The sequence below is a fragment of the Enterobacter sp. NFIX58 genome, from assembly GCF_900110475.1.
In the GTDB taxonomy this organism is placed as follows: Bacteria; Pseudomonadota; Gammaproteobacteria; order Enterobacterales; family Enterobacteriaceae; genus Enterobacter; species Enterobacter quasiroggenkampii.
The window spans coordinates 164,686-183,402 of record NZ_FODW01000002.1 but is presented as its reverse complement, the minus strand read 5'-3'; the positions used below and the strand labels follow the sequence as shown (position 1 = coordinate 183,402).

Genomic DNA, 18,717 nt, shown 5'->3' with positions numbered 1-18,717 from the left:
TTTATGTGAGAAAAATCTCGGCGATGGCGCAATTCTACTCTGCAAAGCGACGCGTGACGACGCGTCAAATCATCACTGTTGAGGCCACGGACCTTGATCCGTTTGGTCAGGGAGTGGCACGCCACAATGGTAAGGCTCTGTTTATAACAGGTTTACTGCCAGCAGAACGAGCAGAAATTACGCTGACGGAAGATAAACGCCAGTTTGCGCGCGGGCAGGTTAAGCGTCGCCTCAACGATAGCCCGGAGCGTGTGGCGCCCCGCTGTCCTCATTTTGGCGTGTGCGGCGGCTGCCAGCAACAGCACGCGAGCACAGAATTACAGCAAAAAAGCAAAAGCCGCGCGCTGGCGCGTCTGCTTAAACATGACGTTAACGAAATCCTTGCCGATGAGCCCTGGGGCTATCGTCGTCGCGCGCGGCTGAGTCTCAGCTATCAGCCAAAAACGGAGCGGCTGGAGATGGGGTTTCGCAAGGCCGGCTCCAGCGACATCGTTGATGTGAAGCAGTGCCCCATTTTGGTGCCCCATCTTGAGGCATTGCTTCCGGAAGTGCGCATCTGCCTCTCCGGACTGGACGGCGTTCGCCATCTTGGGCATGTCGAACTGGTCATGGCAAACAATGGCCCGCTGATGGTGCTGCGCCATACCGCGCCGTTGTCGAAAAAAGATCGCGAAAAACTGGAACGCTTTTCGCATTCCCACGACCTGGCGCTTTTCCTTGCACCACAAAGCGAGATACTTGAACAGGTTACCGGTGAGGCGCCCTGGTATGCGTCAAACGGGCTACGCTTAACGTTCAGCCCGCGGGATTTTATTCAGGTCAATGATGGCGTTAACCAGCAGATGGTGGCGAAAGCGCTGGCGTGGCTGGATGTTCAGAAAAGCGACCGGGTGCTCGATCTGTTCTGCGGAATGGGCAACTTCACGCTGCCGCTGGCGCGAGAAGCGGCCAGCGTCGTCGGCGTGGAAGGCGTTGAGGCGCTGGTGGCGAAAGGGCAGGAAAACGCGCGGCAGAACGGCTTGCAAAATGTGACATTCTTTCATCAAAATCTTGAGGAAGATGTCACCCAACAGCCGTGGGCAAAGCAGGGCTTCGATAAAATTTTGCTCGACCCGGCACGTGCCGGTGCCCCGGGCGTGATGGCACATATTATTAAACTCGCGCCGAAGCGTGTGGTCTATGTTTCCTGTAACCCAGCAACGCTTGCCCGGGACAGCGAGGCATTACTCAGCGCGGGTTACCAGATTCAGCGTCTGGCAATGCTGGACATGTTCCCGCACACTGGGCATCTGGAATCGATGGTGTTGTTCGAGCACATCTAATTTGTTTGGCTTGTCGACTTCGACAGGCCCTGGTCCCTAAAGGAGAGGACAATGGTTGCGGTAAGAAGTGCACATCTCAATAAAGCTGGGGAGTTTGACCCACAAAAATGGATCGCAAGTCTGGGAATTTCCAGCCAGCAGTCGTGTGAACGCTTAACCGAAACCTGGGCCTATTGTCTGCGCACCACGCAGGGGCATCCCGACGCCGATCTTCTCCTGTGGCGCGGCGTGGAGATGGTTGAAATCCTGTCCATGCTGAACATGGACATCGAAACGCTGCAGGCCGCGCTGCTGTTCCCCCTCGCGGATGCGGACGTGGTCAGCGAAGACGTGCTGCGCGACAGCGTCGGGAAATCCGTCGTCGCGCTGATCCACGGCGTACGCGATATGGCGGCTATCCGCCAGCTTAAAGCCGCGCATACCGATTCCGTCTCCTCAGAGCAGGTTGATAACGTTCGCCGGATGCTGCTGGCCATGGTGGATGATTTCCGCTGCGTGGTCATCAAGCTGGCCGAGCGTATTGCCCACCTGCGAGAGGTGAAGGATGCGCCGGAAGACGAGCGCGTGCTGGCTGCCAAAGAGTGTACAAACATCTATGCGCCGCTGGCGAACCGCTTAGGGATTGGTCAGCTGAAATGGGAGCTGGAAGATTACTGCTTCCGCTATCTGCACCCGGCGGAATACAAACGGATTGCCAAACTCCTGCACGAGCGCCGTATCGATCGCGAGCATTATATCGAGGAGTTTGTCGGCGGCCTGCGTCAGGCGATGAAAGAAGAGAACGTGCGCGCCGAAGTCTACGGTCGACCAAAACACATCTACAGCATCTGGCGCAAAATGCAGAAGAAACACCTCGCCTTTGACGAGCTGTTTGACGTGCGTGCCGTGCGTATCGTGGCGGAGCGTCTGCAGGACTGCTACGCCGCGCTGGGGATAGTACACACGCACTTCCGTCATCTGCCGGATGAGTTCGATGACTATGTCGCTAACCCCAAACCGAACGGCTATCAGTCTATCCATACCGTGGTGCTTGGCCCGGGCGGTAAAACGGTCGAGATTCAGATCCGCACCAAACAGATGCATGAAGATGCCGAACTGGGCGTTGCCGCGCACTGGAAATACAAAGAAGGCACGTCCGGCGGGGCGCGTTCAGGCCACGAAGACCGCATTGCCTGGCTGCGTAAGCTGATTGCGTGGCAGGAAGAGATGGCCGATTCCGGCGAGATGCTCGACGAAGTGCGCAGCCAGGTCTTTGACGATCGGGTGTATGTCTTTACGCCGAAAGGGGACGTTGTTGACCTGCCGGCCGGCTCTACGCCGCTCGATTTTGCCTACCACATCCATAGCGATGTGGGGCACCGCTGCATCGGGGCGAAAATTGGCGGGCGTATCGTACCGTTCACCTATCAACTGCAGATGGGTGACCAGATTGAAATCATTACCCAGAAGCAGCCGAACCCGAGCCGGGACTGGCTTAACCCGAACCTGGGGTATGTCACCACCAGCCGCGGACGCTCGAAAATTCACGCCTGGTTCCGTAAACAGGATCGTGACAAGAATATCCTTGCCGGTCGTCAGATCCTCGACGACGAGCTGGAGCATATCGGAATCAGCCTGAAAGAGGCGGAGAAATTCCTGCTGCCGCGCTACAACTTCAACGAGCTTGATGAGCTGTTAGCGGCCATTGGCGGCGGTGATATTCGTCTGAATCAGATGGTGAACTTCCTGCAGGCGCAGTTCAATAAGCCAAGCGCGGAAGAGCAGGACGCGGCGGCGCTGAAGCAGTTGCAGCAGAAAACCTACGCGCCGCAGCAGCGCAGCAAGGACAACGGCCGTGTGGTGGTCGAAGGTGTCGGTAACCTGATGCACCACATTGCTCGCTGCTGCCAGCCAATCCCAGGGGATGATATCGTCGGCTTTATCACCCAGGGGCGCGGAATTTCGATTCACCGTTCCGACTGCGACCAGCTTGCCGAGCTTCAGTCCCATGCGCCGGAGCGCATCGTGGAAGCGGTCTGGGGGGAAAGCTATTCTGCTGGCTATTCGCTGGTGGTGCGCGTTACCGCCAACGACCGCAGCGGCCTGCTGCGCGACATTACGACCATTCTCGCCAACGAGAAGGTCAACGTGCTGGGCGTCGCCAGCCGCAGCGATACCCGCGAGCAGCTTGCCACCATCGATATGACTATCGAAATCTACAACCTGCAGGTGCTGGGCCGCGTGCTTGGCAAGCTGAACCAGGTGCCGGATGTGATTGACGCGCGTCGTCTGCACGGCGGCTAAACATCCTCTTCCGTAGGCCGGGTAAGGCAATGCCGCCACCCGGCATTTTTTCATCAGGACAGAACTATGACTCAAATCGACCGCCTGCTCGGCATCATGACACGCCTGCGCGACCCGGAAAACGGCTGCCCGTGGGACAAAGAGCAGACTTTCGCCACCATCGCCCCGTACACCCTTGAAGAGACCTACGAGGTGCTGGACGCCATTTCCCGTGAAGATTTTGACGACCTGCGCGGCGAGCTGGGCGATCTGCTGTTCCAGGTGGTGTTCTACGCGCAGATGGCGCAGGAAGAAGGGCGCTTTAACTTTGACGATATTTGCGCTGCCATCAGCGACAAGCTTGAGCGCCGTCATCCCCATATTTTTGGTGACGCCACCGCAGAAAACAGCACCGAAGTGCTGGCCCGCTGGGAGCAGATCAAAAGTGCAGAGCGGGCAGAAAAATCCCAGCACTCCGCGCTGGATGATATCCCGCTGAGCCTGCCCGCGCTGATGCGCGCGCACAAAATCCAGAAACGCTGCTCCGCGGTGGGGTTTGACTGGACCTCCCTCGGCCCGGTGCTGGATAAAGTGCACGAAGAGATTGACGAGGTCATGCACGAAGCGCAGCAGGCGGTGGTGGATGAAGCAAAGCTTGAGGAAGAGATGGGCGATCTGCTGTTTGCGACCGTCAACCTTTCTCGCCACCTGGGTGTAAAAGCGGAAACGGCACTGCAAAAAGCCAACCTGAAATTCGAACGCCGCTTTCGCGAAGTGGAGCGGATTGTCGCCTCGCGAGGCCTGGAAATGAGCGGTATTGACCTCGACGCGATGGAAGAAGTCTGGCAGGAAGTAAAGCGCCAGGAATCTGATCTCTAACGAAATTTTGCGATCAAGCGCAATTTGTGTGATTTTTTAAATGACAAGCGCTTGATTTGCGTCAAAAACATTTACCCAAAAGGGGCTATTTTCTCACTCCTTATGTTTGTCATGGCCTGGAATGGAGACGGAGAATGAAAGTTTGTGGCGCTCGCCGTGTTCGGGTATACTACTTTCCCGTCCTGGTTATTCCATCGTTTCACCCTAACTTCTCAGGTTCAGCATGACAACGAACTATATTTTTGTGACCGGCGGGGTCGTATCCTCTCTGGGTAAAGGCATTGCCGCAGCCTCCCTCGCAGCCATTCTTGAAGCCCGTGGCCTCAATGTGACCATGATGAAACTGGATCCGTACATCAACGTCGATCCTGGCACCATGAGCCCAATCCAACACGGGGAAGTGTTCGTTACTGAAGACGGCGCTGAAACCGATCTGGATCTTGGCCACTACGAGCGTTTCATCCGCACCAAAATGACCCGTCGTAACAACTTCACGACCGGCCGCATTTACTCCGACGTTCTGCGTAAAGAGCGCCGTGGTGATTATCTGGGTGCCACCGTTCAGGTTATCCCGCACATCACTAACGCCATCAAAGAACGCATTGTTGCGGGTGGCGAAGGCCACGACGTGGTGCTGGTTGAAATCGGCGGTACCGTGGGTGATATCGAATCCCTGCCATTCCTGGAAGCGATTCGTCAGCTGGCGGTAGACATTGGCCGTGAACACGCGCTGTTCATGCACCTGACGCTGGTGCCGTACATGGCCGCTGCAGGTGAAGTGAAAACCAAACCGACTCAGCACTCTGTTAAAGAGCTGCTCTCCATTGGTATTCAGCCAGACATCCTGGTTTGCCGTTCCGATCGTGCGGTGCCGGCGAACGAACGTGCGAAAATTGCATTGTTCTGTAACGTGCCTGAAAAAGCCGTTATTTCAATGAAAGATGTCGATTCCATTTATAAAATCCCGGGCCTGTTGAAATCTCAGGGCCTGGACGATTATATTTGTAAACGATTCAGCTTGAACTGTCCGGAAGCTAACCTGTCTGAATGGGAACAGGTTATTTACGAAGAAGCCAACCCGGCAGGCGAAGTGACTATCGGTATGGTCGGCAAGTACATCGAGCTGCCGGATGCCTATAAGTCCGTGATCGAAGCGCTGAAACACGGTGGTCTGAAGAACCGTGTCTCCGTGAACATCAAGCTGATTGATTCGCAGGATGTTGAAACGCGTGGCGTTGAAATCCTGAAAGATCTGGATGCTATTCTTATCCCTGGCGGCTTCGGCTACCGTGGTGTAGAAGGCAAGATCGCCACCGCGCGCTATGCGCGTGAAAACAATATTCCATACCTCGGCATCTGTCTGGGTATGCAGGTCGCGCTGATCGAATTTGCGCGCAACGTAGCGGGAATGGAAAACGCGAACTCTACGGAATTTGTGCCAGACTGTAAGTACCCTGTTGTGGCGCTTATCACCGAATGGCGTGACGAAGAAGGTAACGTCGAAGTCCGTACCGAGAAGAGCGATCTGGGTGGCACCATGCGTCTTGGCGCACAGGCCTGCCAGCTGACTGACGATAGCGTGGTTCGCAAGCTGTATGGCGAGCCGGTCATCACCGAGCGCCATCGTCACCGCTATGAAGTCAACAACATGTTGTTGAAACCTATTGAAGCCGCGGGCCTGCGTGTTGCGGGACGCTCCGGGGATGATCAGTTAGTCGAGATCATTGAAGTGCCAAACCATCCGTGGTTTGTCGCCTGCCAGTTCCACCCGGAATTTACTTCAACGCCACGTGACGGGCATCCGCTGTTTGCAGGCTTTGTTAAGGCCGCCAGCGACTACCAGAAGCGTCAGGCGAAGTAAAAAAAGTTAGAACGGCAACGCGTACCTTTGGTACGCGTTGTTTGTCTGGAGTTTTAGTTTAACTTGTACTGAGGAAAATCTAATGTCCAAAATCGTTAAAGTCATCGGTCGTGAAATCATCGACTCCCGTGGTAACCCGACCGTTGAAGCCGAAGTTCACCTGGAAGGTGGTTTCGTTGGTATGGCTGCTGCTCCATCAGGTGCTTCTACCGGTTCCCGCGAAGCGCTGGAACTGCGCGATGGCGACAAATCTCGCTTCCTGGGTAAAGGCGTACTGAAAGCGGTTGGCGCTGTAAACGGTCCTATTGCTCAGGCAATCATTGGCAAAGACGCCAAAGACCAGGCTGGCATCGACAAGATCATGATCGATCTGGACGGTACTGAAAACAAATCTAACTTCGGTGCGAACGCAATCCTGGCTGTTTCTCTGGCAAACGCCAAAGCGGCTGCGGCTGCGAAAGGTATGCCACTGTTCGAGCACATCGCTGAACTGAACGGCACCCCAGGCAAATACTCCATGCCTGTACCAATGATGAACATCATCAACGGTGGTGAGCACGCAGACAACAACGTTGATATTCAGGAATTCATGATTCAGCCAGTTGGCGCGAAATCCCTGAAAGAAGCGGTACGTATGGGTTCTGAAGTGTTCCACAACCTGGCTAAAGTTCTGAAAGCTAAAGGCATGAACACGGCTGTTGGTGACGAAGGTGGCTATGCGCCAAACCTGGGTTCTAACGCAGAAGCACTGGCTGTTATCGCAGAAGCAGTAAAAGCTGCAGGCTACGAGCTGGGCAAAGACATCACCCTGGCGATGGACTGTGCAGCATCTGAATTCTACAAAGACGGTAAATACGTTCTGGCTGGCGAAGGCAACAAAGCGTTCACCTCCGAAGAGTTCACTCACTTCCTGGAAGACCTGACCAAACAGTACCCAATCGTGTCTATCGAAGACGGTCTGGACGAGTCTGACTGGGCTGGCTTCGCATACCAGACTAAAGTACTGGGCGACAAAATCCAGCTGGTGGGTGACGACCTGTTCGTAACCAACACCAAGATCCTGAAAGAAGGTATCGAGAAAGGCATCGTTAACTCCATCCTGATCAAATTCAACCAGATCGGTTCTCTGACCGAAACGCTGGCTGCGATCAAAATGGCGAAAGACGCTGGCTACACCGCGGTTATCTCTCACCGTTCTGGCGAAACTGAAGACGCTACCATTGCCGACCTGGCTGTGGGTACCGCTGCAGGCCAGATCAAAACTGGTTCTATGAGCCGTTCTGACCGTGTTGCTAAATACAACCAGCTGATTCGTATCGAAGAAGCGCTGGGCGAAAAAGCACCATACAACGGTCGTAAAGAGATCAAAGGTCAGGCATAATCGCCTACGCCTTAAAATGAAAATGCCAGTCGAATGACTGGCATTTTTTTTGGCTATTTAAAATCGACCGCCATTTGCTCCGGAATCGTCAGCCCCTGGGTGGTTTGCACGCAGCGGGCGATATAATCCGTAAACCGGGGTGGCTTCGGCATCCCCATGCTCAGCAGCTTATCGTTGCTGAAGCGCACGTTAAGCGTGGCAAACGCACCGTATAACCGCATGGCTTTTAGCATCAGACGTTCGTTGCACGGGCCAAAAATCGTTTTCAACTCGCGGCGCATTCTGACCAGCGTTTCGTAGCTGACCTGAGCATATTTATCCCCGACGGGGGCTTTCTCCAGCGCCTGCGCCATTGCCTGATCGATATCCGCAAAGCGAACGCTGTTCTCTTCACCGGCAGAAATGTGTACCACTTCCCCCGGACGCGCGTTGCTGTTCAGCAGCATTAACAGCGCGTCGGCGCAATAATCCACCGGAACAACGTCGATCCTGTCTTCCATGGAGCACATAAACTTCTGCAGCATCAGGCCCATGCTAAAGACCCAGAAAATGCTGCTCGACGGCGTGCAGCCGTGGCGGGTATGGCCGACAACGATGGACGGACGCGCGATGAGCAGCGGCAGGTTCGGACATTCCTGACGCATCAGCTGTTCGATGGTTGACTTCGAATAAGTGTATTCCACCAGGTGTTCAGCATTCTCTCTGAATTCCGCGCTTTCGGCGACCAGGGAATCCTGCTCCGGTGTGCATGACATTGCCGTGCCTACGTGGAGGAAACGCTGCAGTCCTGAGACTTGCTCCATACGGCGCGCCAGCGCCAGCGTTCCTTCAACGTTGACCTTCCAGATGAGCGGGTTGTTACCAAATGAGGCGACAGCCGCACAGTTCACGACATGAGTGACCCGATCCAGACGGGTATCGTTCAGGAAGGCTTCAGGCTGGCTGAGGTCGCCAATCAGGATATTATCCACATTCAGAGAGGCCAGTTTGTCCTCAGGAACGTTGAACTTGCGCATGTTCTCCAGCACGCGCTCCAGCCCGCTCTGCGGATCGCTGGCACGCGCGAGCAAAAGCAGTTTTACGGGTTGATCGCTGGTGAGTATTTTTTCCAGTACTGCACCGCCCAGAAATCCGGTCACGCCTGTAATCAATAACATCTTCATTAATACCGTCTCATTATGATTGATGAGGCGGATTGTAGGCGGGCAAAAGTAAACGGCATTTAAATAATAAAACGCCGAAATCAATGGCGTCTTAAGCTTATTTTAAGGAAAGAAAATCAGGTGGAGATATTGGACATTACAGGTTGGGTAAAAATTCAATTTATTAAAATTAATATTTTAATCTGTTGATTTTAGTGTTTTTTATGGCTTGGCCACCAGGGGGTTAGCTTAATTCAAAATGTAATAAATATAATACTTTGTTACACCAAACATTTACCGGATAAATGATTTAAACCCCCCTTAACGGAAATCAGACGACACAAGACGCAGGCTGTTTTATTTAGCCTGCGAATGATTTTCAGAGCAAAAGGGGAAGCGTGGCGCTGGCTGTTTGCTGGCTAACGTCACCGTAACGGCCATCCAGCGCAATCAGGGATGTAGTCAGCAGCTCGACCAGCAGCATGACCCCAACCTTAGCATTGAGCGCGCCCGCGCTAAGCGGCCCCTCTGGCTTGGCGGCCACCAACTGCATGTCGCTCAGGGACGCCAGCGGGCTGCGGGGCGTATTGCTGAGAGCCAGTACCTTAACGCCACGTTTGCGGGCAAGCTTCACCACGTGGAGTAAATCCCGCGTTGAACCCGAGCTGGAGATAGCCACCACCAGGGTCTCTTTTGAAAGCGTTGTCGCATTCATGGCCGCGCGGTGCATATCGCTAAACAGCTGTGCGGGTTTCCCCAGACGCAACAGCTTGTAGTGGAGATACTCCCCGAGGATCGCGCTGGCCGCAACGCCATAAATCTGCACCGACTGCGCCTGATGCAGCGCCAGCGCGGCCTTTTCAAGCAGCGTGCGGTCAAGAAGCCTGGCGGTATCCTGCAATGCCTGCACCGACTCATCCACCACGTTATCAATCTCATCCCCCGCCTGACGCGCGGGCTGGCCCTGCTGAATATCCAGCGCAAGCGCCATTTTAAATTCGTTATAGCCCTTGCAGCCCAGCGTCCGGCAAAGACGCGTGACGCTGGCCTCGCTGGTGTGGCTCTCGCGCGCCAGCTCGGTGATCGTCAGGTAGAGCACCCGGGCTGGATCGCTGAGGACAAACTCACCGAGTTTTTGTTGTGTTGGGCTGTACCCGGAAGCCTCCTGGCGTAGCTTCAGCAGCAGGTTTTCATGGTCTGACATGCTCGATCCTTAATGCGTTTCTCTGCGACTAGTGTGGCGGAAAGCGGGGGAAAGATGCCAGTCATTTTGAAAAAGTATGATCGTCGTCCTGGTTTGTGATGATAATTTTCACTATTAAATATTTATATGGTAAAAATTTTCATCGTTTAATGAGGGGATGAAAAAATGATGCAAATATTCAGTGGGGCTTCTTCAGGAGGATGGTTTGAAAAAGCGCAGCGCTTTGGCAAATCCTTTATGTTGCCGATTGCCGTGTTGCCTGCGGCGGGTCTGTTGCTGGGGATAGGCGGCGCGTTATCGAATCCCAACACGCTGGCAGCCTATCCGTTTTTAGACGTGAGCTGGCTGCAGGCCATTTTCACCATCATGAGCAGCGCAGGATCCATCGTGTTTGCGAACCTCTCGGTGTTGTTTGCCGTTGGGGTGGCCGTTGGGCTGGCAAAAAGCGATAAGGGCACGGCGGGTCTGGCGGCGTTACTCGCGTTTCTGGTGATGAATGCCACCATCAACGCGCTGCTGATCCTCACCGGCAAACTGGCGCATGAGAACCCGGGGGCCGTGGGGCAGGGCATGACGCTGGGTATTCAGACGCTGGAAACCGGCGTGTTTGGCGGCGTGGTGATTGGGCTGGCGACCTGCGCGCTCCATCATCGGTTTAATAAAATTGCGCTTCCGCAGTTCCTGGGCTTTTTTGGCGGCTCGCGCTTTGTTCCTATTATCAGTTCGCTGGCGGCGATACTCGTCGGTGCGCTCATGACCGTGGTCTGGCCGCATTTCCAGAAGCTGATTTTTGGTCTGGGCGGGCTGGTGGATGCGACCGGCTATCTGGGCACCCTGCTGTACGGCTTTATTCTCCGCATGCTGGGCCCGTTCGGTCTGCACCACATCTTCTATCTGCCTTTCTGGACCACCGCGCTTGGCGGGAGTGAAATCGTCAACGGCCATCTGGTTGAGGGCACACAGCGGATCTTCTTCGCTCAGCTGGCTGACCCGAACACGCAACATTTCTATGAGGGCACGTCACGCTTCATGTCCGGGCGCTTTATCACGATGATGTTTGGCCTGCTCGGGGCGTGCCTGGCGATGTACCACACGGCAAAACCCGAGAACAAAAAACGCGTTGCCGGACTGCTGCTTTCTGCGGCGTTAACCTCGTTCCTGACGGGGATTACCGAGCCTATCGAATTCTCGTTCCTGTTTATTGCGCCGGTACTCTACGTCATCCATGCGCTGTTTGACGGGCTGGCATTCATGCTCGCGCACATGCTGCATATCACCATCGGGCAAACCTTCTCCGGCGGTTTCATCGACTTCGTGCTGTTCGGCATTTTGCAGGGAGAGGCCAAAACCAACTGGATGTTCGTTCCGCTGGTCGGCGTACCGTGGTTCTTCCTTTACTACTTTACCTTCCGCTATCTGATTAACCGCTTTGATTTCGCGACGCCGGGTCGGGAAAAGGAGGCGATGGCTGACGAAGTCAGTCTGCCGCAAAACGAACGCGCTGCTGCGGTGATCGCCGGATTAGGCGGAAAAGACAATCTGGACGAGGTGGACTGCTGCGCCACGCGTCTTCGCGTGACGGTTAAAGACGGCAGCAAAGTGAATGACGCGGCGCTGAAAGCCACCGGGGCGCGCGGCGTTATCGTGCGCGGCAACGGCGTTCAGGTCATCTATGGCCCGCACGTCACGATTATCAAAAACGAAGTGGAAGAGATCTTATCGTAATGAAAACTGTACTGGATACCCTGAAGGGAAAACTGGTCGTCTCCTGTCAGGCGCTGGAAAATGAACCGCTGCACAGCCCATTTATTATGTCGCGCATGGCGCTGGCGGCGGCACAGGGCGGGGCCGCGGCTATTCGCGCCAACAGCGTGGCGGATATTGAGGCCATAAAGCAGCAGGTGTCTTTGCCGGTCATCGGCATCATCAAACGGGATTATCCAGAAAGCGAGGTGTTTATCACCGCGACAATGAAAGAGGTGGATGAGCTCATGCGCGTCTCGCCGGACATCATTGCGCTTGATGCGACGGCGCGGGAACGTCCCGGCGGAGAATCCCTGGAAACGCTGGTCTCGCGCATCCGCTCTCGCTATCCCGCGGTGCTGCTGATGGCGGATATCTCCTCCGTGGACGAAGCCGTGACGGCGCAGGCGCTGGGCTTCGACTGCGTCGGCACCACGCTTTACGGCTACACGGCGGAAACCGCGGGCCATACGTTGCCTGACAACGACTGCGCGTTCCTGAAAGCGGTGCTGGCGGCCGTGACGGTGCCCGTGGTTGCCGAAGGCAACGTGGATACGCCTGAACGTGCGGCCAGATGCCTGGCGCTGGGCGCGCATACGGTGGTGGTCGGCGGCGCGATCACCCGTCCACAGCAAATCACGGAACGGTTCATGGCGGCGATTGGCGCGTAAAGCACCGATGGAGCATGACCATCCGGCGGGGATCTGCGATACTTATCGTTTATCCCCTTTACTGAGATGACTATGCAGTACCCGATTAACGAGATGTTCCAGACCCTGCAAGGCGAGGGTTACTTTACCGGCGTTCCCGCTATTTTCATTCGTTTACAGGGATGCCCGGTTGGCTGTGCCTGGTGTGACACCAAACATACGTGGGATAAGCTCGCAGATCGGGAAGTGTCGCTGTTTAGCATTCTGGCGAAAACCAAAGAGAGCGATAAGTGGGGCGCGGGCAGTGCCGAAGATCTGCTGGCCATTATTGGCCGTCAGGGCTGGACGGCCCGTCACGTCGTGATCACCGGCGGTGAACCCTGCATCCACGATCTGACCCCGCTGACCGAGCTGCTCGAAAAGAACGGCTACAGCTGCCAGATCGAAACCAGCGGCACCCATGAAGTGCGCTGCTCGCACACCACCTGGGTGACGGTATCGCCAAAAGTGAATATGCGCGGCGGGTACGACGTGCTGTCTCAGGCGCTGGAGCGCGCGGATGAGATTAAGCACCCGGTAGGGCGCGTGCGAGATATCGAAGCGCTGGATGAACTGCTGGCCACCCTGACGGATGAAAAGCAGCGGGTGATTGCCCTGCAGCCTATCAGCCAGAAAGACGATGCAACGCGCCTGTGCATTGAAACCTGTATTGCGCGCAACTGGCGCCTGTCGATGCAGACGCACAAATATCTGAATATTGCCTGACCCTTTCGTGGCCCCGCCTATCGCGGGGCCCGACCTGAAGGGAGTAACGCCCAGGTCACTCCCACCGAAGCGAGACACATCGCGCTGTTAAAAAGAAGCGCATACTGTGCGGCGCTGGCCATGCCCAGCGGCAGCAGCAGCGCATAGAGCGACGCGGTAACCGCGATCCCCATCGCTCCCCCCAGCGAACTGCCCATTTTGTACACCCCAGAGGCCACCCCGACTTTGTTTTCTGGCGCGTTCATCACCGCCGTATCCGTTGACGGCGTAGCGTAACATCCCAGCCCCAGCCCAAATAAAATGTTACTGAGAAAGACGGTGATGATGTAGATCTCCTTGCTTAAAAACGTGCAGGAGATAAGCGTGATGCCCGTTGCGGTCAGCAGCGGCCCGGTCATCATCGGCAGGCGCGCGCCGTAGCGCTGAAGCAGCTTTTCCCCCACCCGGATCATCGCCAGCACGGTAATCAGATACCCCAACGTCATCATGCCGGTTTGCAGTGGTGACAGACGGTGGCCTTGTTGCAGCCAGATGCTGGCAATCATCATGGTACCAATGCAGCCGTTGAGCAAAAAGTTAGAGAATACCGAGGCGCTGTAGGCTCGGTTTTTAAACAGGGCAAAATCAATCAGCGCCGCATCACCCTTACGTCGCCCGGTGAGCACAAAGCAGGCCGCTGCCAGCGCGGTGCCCCCCAGCACCAGCAATGACAGGCCGCTGCTCCAGCCCCAACCGTGGCCTTTGCTGATAAACAGATTCAGCAGCACCAGCATAAGGACAAAACTCACCAGGCCGCTAGTATCCAGCTTATGGCGACGTGCGCCGTCGCTTCGGCTTTCCGGCGTACCGCGAATCAGCAGGAGTGCCACCGCCGCCACCAGCATGGAAAAAATAAAGATCCAGCGCCAGCCGAGCGTGGTGGCGATGGCGCCGCCGACAAATGAGCTCAGGCCGCTGCCGCCCCATGAGCCGATGACCCAAAAGCTGATTGCCCGCTGGCGAGCGTTGCCTTGATACCAGGTTTTAATCAGCGCCAGCGTGGCGGGCATGATGCAGGACGCTGACAGACCTTGTATCGCTCTCCCCAGCAAAAACAGAACGGGCTCCCACGATACGAAGAGTAAGGCACTGCCGATGATGCTCAGCATCAGGCCAATGTACGTCATGCGCACGCGGCCAAACTTATCGGCAAATCCCCCGCAGGCAACGACAAAACAGCCGCTGAATAGCGCACTGAGGCTGACCGCCAGCGTAAGAGTTTCAAGAGAGATTGCGAGGCTGTTTTTCATTGCCGGCACAACGTTAATCACAGACTGCGCAAATAACCAGAATGTCAGGACGCTCATCACAATACCGGCCAGCAGCCGATCGTTACCTGTGTAGGACGTTGTGTCTGTCAGTGGAACGGTACTCATCGTGCAGCCCTCAGATTGGCGCGAATCAGCGCAGATAGTGTTCGGTTAACGCAGTCCAGAGCGCCGCCCCGGTCAGCAGGAGCTTGTCGTTGAAGTCGTAGCCTGGGTTATGCACCATACAGCGGTCCGGCTCATCTCCGGCACCGAGGGTGAAGTAACAGCCGTTGGGGTTTTTCTCGAGCATGAATGCAAAATCTTCGCTTCCCATAAAGGCATTCACCGACGTGACGGCATCCTTACCGAACAGGTCTGTCGCGACCGTGCGCACCATGTCATTGGCCTGCGGGCTATTGCGCAACACCGGGCTGCCATTCACGTGACGAATCGTGGCCGTGGCGTTGAAGCTCTCAGCCTGCGCCACGGCAATGTCGTGGATCCGCTGCAGGACGGTTTGACGCACCACTTCATCCAGCGTGCGCACGGTCAGCTTCATTAATACCTTATCGTTGATAATATTCGGGGCATGTCCCGCCTGGATGCTGCCCACGGTCACGACGACCGGCTGGAATGGGGTGATATTCCTCGACACAATCGACTGCAGGGCGAGGGTGATGTGACAGGCAACCAGCGTAGCATCAACGGTGTGTTCCGGAACGGCACCGTGTCCCCCTACGCCGTTCACTTCAATATGAATGGTGTCAGAGGAGGCCATCATGGCGCCATCACGCAGGCCAATTTTCCCAAGCGGCTGGGAGGGCATGTTATGCAGGCCAAAAATATGGTCGCAGGGGAATTGTTCAAACAGGCCGTCTTCAACCATGACGCGCCCGCCATACAGCAGTTCTTCGGCTGGCTGAAAAATCAGATGCAGCGTGCCGCTAAAGTTGCGGGTACGGGCCAGATACTCTGCGGCATAAAGCAGGGTAGTGGTGTGCCCATCGTGTCCGCAGCCGTGAAATTTACCTTCAACCGTGCTGCTCCACGCTTTGCCGCTATTTTCCTGCATCGGCAGTGCGTCCATGTCGGCGCGCAGGCCCAGACGTTTGCTGCCGTTGCCCACCTTCAGGGTGCCGACCACGCCGGTTTTGGCCATTCCCCGATGGACCTCATAGCCCCATTGCTTCAGGAGTGCCGCGACGCGGTCGCTGGTTTTATGCTCCTCGAAGCCGATTTCGGGATGCCGGTGAAACTCGCGTCGTAATTCAGTGAACTGAGCCTCGGAGCCTCGCAGCGCGTCAACAATTGGATGTGTCATTTTTGTTATCCTTTTCCTGCCAAATGGTGTTAGTTTCGAGTTTATGTCGATCGCATTGCCGGAAAACGCCCTTTTTTGTTGTGAATCGACGCCTTTTTTCTGATTGTTTTTCATACGATTCAGTTATGACAAAAAAGAGGATGTCATTATTTGTCCTGGCAGGAGCAGCAAATGAAGCAGCGTAAAAGTGAGTTTGCGGTAACCGTTGAGGACATCCGACGCTATGCGCAGGATGAAGGTGATTCGCTGACGATACTCTGGGTGCTGGAGGGTGAGGGGGAGTTGCACGCCGACGCGGGGCCAGAAACGATGCAGACAAACGGTCTTGCGATAATAAACCGCCATCAGCGCTGGCGGTTCAGCAGCCGGAGTGCTAACGTCACCCTGCGTGTCACCCTCTCCGGGGGCTGGGTCATCCAGCTGTACGAAGACTTTTTTGCCCATGACTATGCGATTCCGGCGGAGCCCGGCGGGAGCTTGCCGCAGTGCGACGCGCTTCGGCACCTGCTGCGCCAGCTTCTGGTGGTGACGCTGGTGAACGATCCGCGCCGCTATCGGCTGGAGGCGAATCGCTGGCTGAGCGAGATCCTGTTGCTGCTAACCGGTCGCTTTCAGCAGCCCACCCGCCAGAAACCCCGGCACCAGCACGCGAACGTAAGCAAGCGCATCGCCCGTGTCCTGGAGCGGATCGACGCCAGCTACACCCGCCGCATTACGCTGGCCGAAATCGCAGAGAGTGAGTTCGTCTCAGAAGCGTGGCTCTCCCGTCTCTTTCGAAAAGAGACGGGAGTCAGTTTTATGCAGTACATCACCGCCCTGCGGCTGGAAAAAGCGGCTGACGCCCTGCGTCTCACCAGCCGTCCTCTGCATCAGATTGCGATGGAGCACGGGTTTGCCAGCACGCGCATAATGACCGATCGCTTCCGGCGCTATCACAACATGTCTCCGGGCGAGTTTCGCAAGGCCGGGCGCCATCGCCCAGAGGCGTCCCGCCTGCGGGCGAGTGCGGACGAGCAGCGCTTTCCCGTTGCGGTGGATACGCTTTTCGGCCTGCTTAACGGCGCTGAGGCGCACGGCTGGGAACCCCCTCCGCTCGCCCACGCGCCGCGTCAGGAGCGGATCCTGAATCTGGCGCAGCTTCACCCGATCTCGGCTTCGCTGCGCCGCACGCGGCTTGTTGTGACCCTGCGCGAGCTCGACGATTTGTTGCGGGAGGATGTTCGCCAGCATCTGGAGGCGCTTCATGAAGCGATCCCCATTGAGGGTATTGATATCGCGGAACCTTTTCTCAGCAGCCGTCTGTTCGCCACGGGGTGGGACGATCCCGAGATGGCCGGCTACGCCTGCTGGTACAATCTGCAGCAGGTGTTCAACTGGGTGGCCAAAAAGGGCTGGACAGTGCTGCTGCACACGGGCGTCACCACTCGATGCGATCTGCTGACGCGTTTTTTGCAGCTATCGATTAACCGTTTTTCGCCCGACGTCACCGCAGGCTGGCACGCGGTTATGCACTGGTCTTCTCAGGCCAACGCGGAAACGCAGGAGCACGCCTGGCACACGCAGCGAGCGGTGCTCAAGTCGTACCTTCCGCAGGCGAAGTTTGGCGTATGGCATCGTTTCTTACCCACGGGAACCGGGCCTGGCGGTGACGCGCTGTTCCAGTCAGCTATCCTGAACCAGGCTGATTTCCTCGCGTGTCCGGCCGATGCCAATGAGCTGCTCGATCTGGCGCAGCTGGATCCCGCGCATCTTTCCTCGTCTGAAAATTACCCTGTGCTAAAGGTCCTCCAGATCCTCGCCGCCCTTCGCCAGCGGCAGCGGACGCTGCCGGTATGGTTACTCTCATGGAATACCCTTACCGGCAACACGCGGGCGACCAACGGCTGGTTTTTCCGCGGCGCGCTGCTGATGCAAAACCTGCTCGGGCTTTCAGAACAGGTCTGGCTGGCGGGATTCTGGCTGAATTCTGGTTTACAGGGAGAAGCGAGGGCGAACAACACCCTCGATACATCGAGCCTTGCGCTTCAATATAATCACGGCCTTCCACGGCCCATCTATTGGGTACTCTGGCTGTGGCAGCGTCTGCGGGGAGAGGTGCTCGTTAACGACAAGAGCGTGCTACTGCTGCGTCATGAAGGTGGCTACCAACTGCTGCTGCGCAACGTGGTGGTATTCAATCCGCTGTTGTCGAGTGAAGAGGCCTTTATCCAGCGTTTTCAGCAGCACCACCACCTGCAGCTGCAGGGAGCGCGCGGCAGATGGCGCATCAAGCGCCATCTGTTCGATCGTCATAACGGCGCGCTTTACCCGCTGCTGGAAGGCGTTCGAAGCGAAAGCGGGCCTGACGAAGAGATGTGGAACTGGATTGCGCATAAAGCGCGTCCAACGCTTTCCGTACACGATGAACGGCTTTATGACGGCTGGCAAATCACGGAGTCGCTGGAAAGTAACGCGCTCGTTCTTTATGAACTCACGCCGTTAAACGCCTGCGAGGATGAGGACGATCACTCCCCGCGATAGATGCAGCCCGCGGTGCAGGTCTCTTTGATCATCACCGCGCTCAGCAGCGGTACCCGCGGTTTCATCTGATCCCAAATCCATTTTGCCAGCACTTCGCTGGTTGGGTTTTCAAGGCCCGGGATCTCATTCAGGTAGTAGTGATCCAGACGATCGTAGGTCGGCTTAAACGCCGCCTTCAGCTCGGCAAAATCCATGATCCAACCGGTATGCGGATCAACTTCACCGGTGATCTCAAGACGCACCATGAACGAATGCCCGTGCAGACGGCCACATTTATGCCCTTCAGGGACATGCGGAAGGTGGTGGGCGGCTTCGAAGGTGAAATCTTTAAACAGTGTGGTGGACATGATCGCTCTCAGTAATGCGGAAAAAACCGCC

Annotated in this window: 14 protein-coding genes; 9 read left to right on the top strand and 5 right to left on the bottom strand. The window is 56.2% G+C overall.

All coding sequences use genetic code 11. The annotated features are described in order from the left end of the window. The first annotated feature begins 23 nt into the window (after nt 1–23). From rlmD to eno, 5 genes are all read left to right on the top strand, one after another. Entirely contained in the window at nt 24–1,322 is a 1,299-nt protein-coding gene (gene rlmD, locus BMW97_RS10485; RefSeq protein WP_045908473.1) for a 23S rRNA (uracil(1939)-C(5))-methyltransferase RlmD, read from the top strand. Between the two features lie 51 nt (nt 1,323–1,373). After that, the gene (relA, locus tag BMW97_RS10480; RefSeq protein WP_008499628.1) at nt 1,374–3,605 is read left to right on the top strand and encodes a GTP diphosphokinase; all 2,232 of its coding nucleotides are present in this window, start codon (nt 1,374–1,376) and stop codon (nt 3,603–3,605) included. Between the two features lie 66 nt (nt 3,606–3,671). After that, nucleotides 3,672–4,463, top strand: a complete 792-nt coding sequence (gene mazG / locus BMW97_RS10475; protein WP_045908474.1) for a nucleoside triphosphate pyrophosphohydrolase — start codon at nt 3,672–3,674, stop codon at nt 4,461–4,463. 223 nt (nt 4,464–4,686) lie between these two features. Beyond that, nucleotides 4,687–6,324, top strand: coding sequence for a glutamine hydrolyzing CTP synthase (gene pyrG, locus BMW97_RS10470; protein WP_032648095.1), 1,638 nt, complete (start codon nt 4,687–4,689; stop codon nt 6,322–6,324). 82 nt (nt 6,325–6,406) lie between these two features. After that, on the top strand, nt 6,407–7,705 hold the full coding sequence (gene eno / locus BMW97_RS10465) for a phosphopyruvate hydratase (RefSeq protein WP_024909267.1): 1,299 nt from the start codon (nt 6,407–6,409) through the stop codon (nt 7,703–7,705). 53 nt (nt 7,706–7,758) lie between these two features. On the opposite strand, the gene BMW97_RS10460 is transcribed toward eno, so the two are convergent. Together BMW97_RS10460 and BMW97_RS10455 are read right to left on the bottom strand one after the other, a co-directional pair. Then, the gene (locus tag BMW97_RS10460; RefSeq protein WP_045908475.1) at nt 7,759–8,868 is read right to left on the bottom strand and encodes an SDR family oxidoreductase; all 1,110 of its coding nucleotides are present in this window, start codon (nt 8,866–8,868) and stop codon (nt 7,759–7,761) included. A gap of 358 nt (nt 8,869–9,226) precedes the next feature. Beyond that, nucleotides 9,227–10,051 carry a MurR/RpiR family transcriptional regulator gene (locus BMW97_RS10455; protein ID WP_045908476.1) on the bottom strand — a complete coding sequence of 275 codons (825 nt, stop codon included), beginning with the start codon at nt 10,049–10,051 and terminating at the stop codon, nt 9,227–9,229. Between the two features lie 165 nt (nt 10,052–10,216). Between BMW97_RS10455 and BMW97_RS10450 the strand changes: the two genes are divergently transcribed. The 3 genes from BMW97_RS10450 to queE all read left to right on the top strand — a co-directional run bounded on the left by BMW97_RS10450 (nt 10,217) and on the right by queE (nt 13,209). Then, nucleotides 10,217–11,776 (top strand): PTS transporter subunit EIIC, encoded by a 1,560-nt coding sequence (locus BMW97_RS10450; RefSeq protein WP_045908477.1) that lies wholly within the window; start codon nt 10,217–10,219, stop codon nt 11,774–11,776. Continuing rightward, entirely contained in the window at nt 11,776–12,465 is a 690-nt protein-coding gene (locus tag BMW97_RS10445) for an N-acetylmannosamine-6-phosphate 2-epimerase (RefSeq protein WP_045908478.1), read from the top strand. The genes BMW97_RS10450 and BMW97_RS10445 overlap by 1 nt, the downstream gene beginning before the upstream one ends. A gap of 72 nt (nt 12,466–12,537) precedes the next feature. Next, a complete protein-coding gene (queE, locus tag BMW97_RS10440) occupies nt 12,538–13,209 on the top strand; it encodes a 7-carboxy-7-deazaguanine synthase QueE (protein ID WP_021241905.1) in 672 nt (223 codons plus the stop codon). A 17-nt stretch (nt 13,210–13,226) separates the two neighbouring features. Here the strand turns inward: queE and BMW97_RS10435 are convergent, their stop codons facing one another. Both BMW97_RS10435 and BMW97_RS10430 read right to left on the bottom strand, forming a co-directional pair. Next, the gene (locus tag BMW97_RS10435; protein WP_045908479.1) at nt 13,227–14,624 is read right to left on the bottom strand and encodes an MFS transporter; all 1,398 of its coding nucleotides are present in this window, start codon (nt 14,622–14,624) and stop codon (nt 13,227–13,229) included. A gap of 25 nt (nt 14,625–14,649) precedes the next feature. After that, nucleotides 14,650–15,819, bottom strand: coding sequence for a M20 aminoacylase family protein (locus BMW97_RS10430; protein WP_045908480.1), 1,170 nt, complete (start codon nt 15,817–15,819; stop codon nt 14,650–14,652). Between the two features lie 171 nt (nt 15,820–15,990). Between BMW97_RS10430 and BMW97_RS10425 the strand changes: the two genes are divergently transcribed. Beyond that, a complete protein-coding gene (locus BMW97_RS10425) occupies nt 15,991–18,339 on the top strand; it encodes a helix-turn-helix transcriptional regulator (protein WP_045908481.1) in 2,349 nt (782 codons plus the stop codon). On the opposite strand, the gene queD is transcribed toward BMW97_RS10425, so the two are convergent. Beyond that, nucleotides 18,324–18,686, bottom strand: a complete 363-nt coding sequence (gene queD / locus BMW97_RS10420; protein WP_023294450.1) for a 6-carboxytetrahydropterin synthase QueD — start codon at nt 18,684–18,686, stop codon at nt 18,324–18,326. The genes BMW97_RS10425 and queD overlap by 16 nt on opposite strands. Nucleotides 18,687–18,717 lie beyond the last annotated feature (31 nt).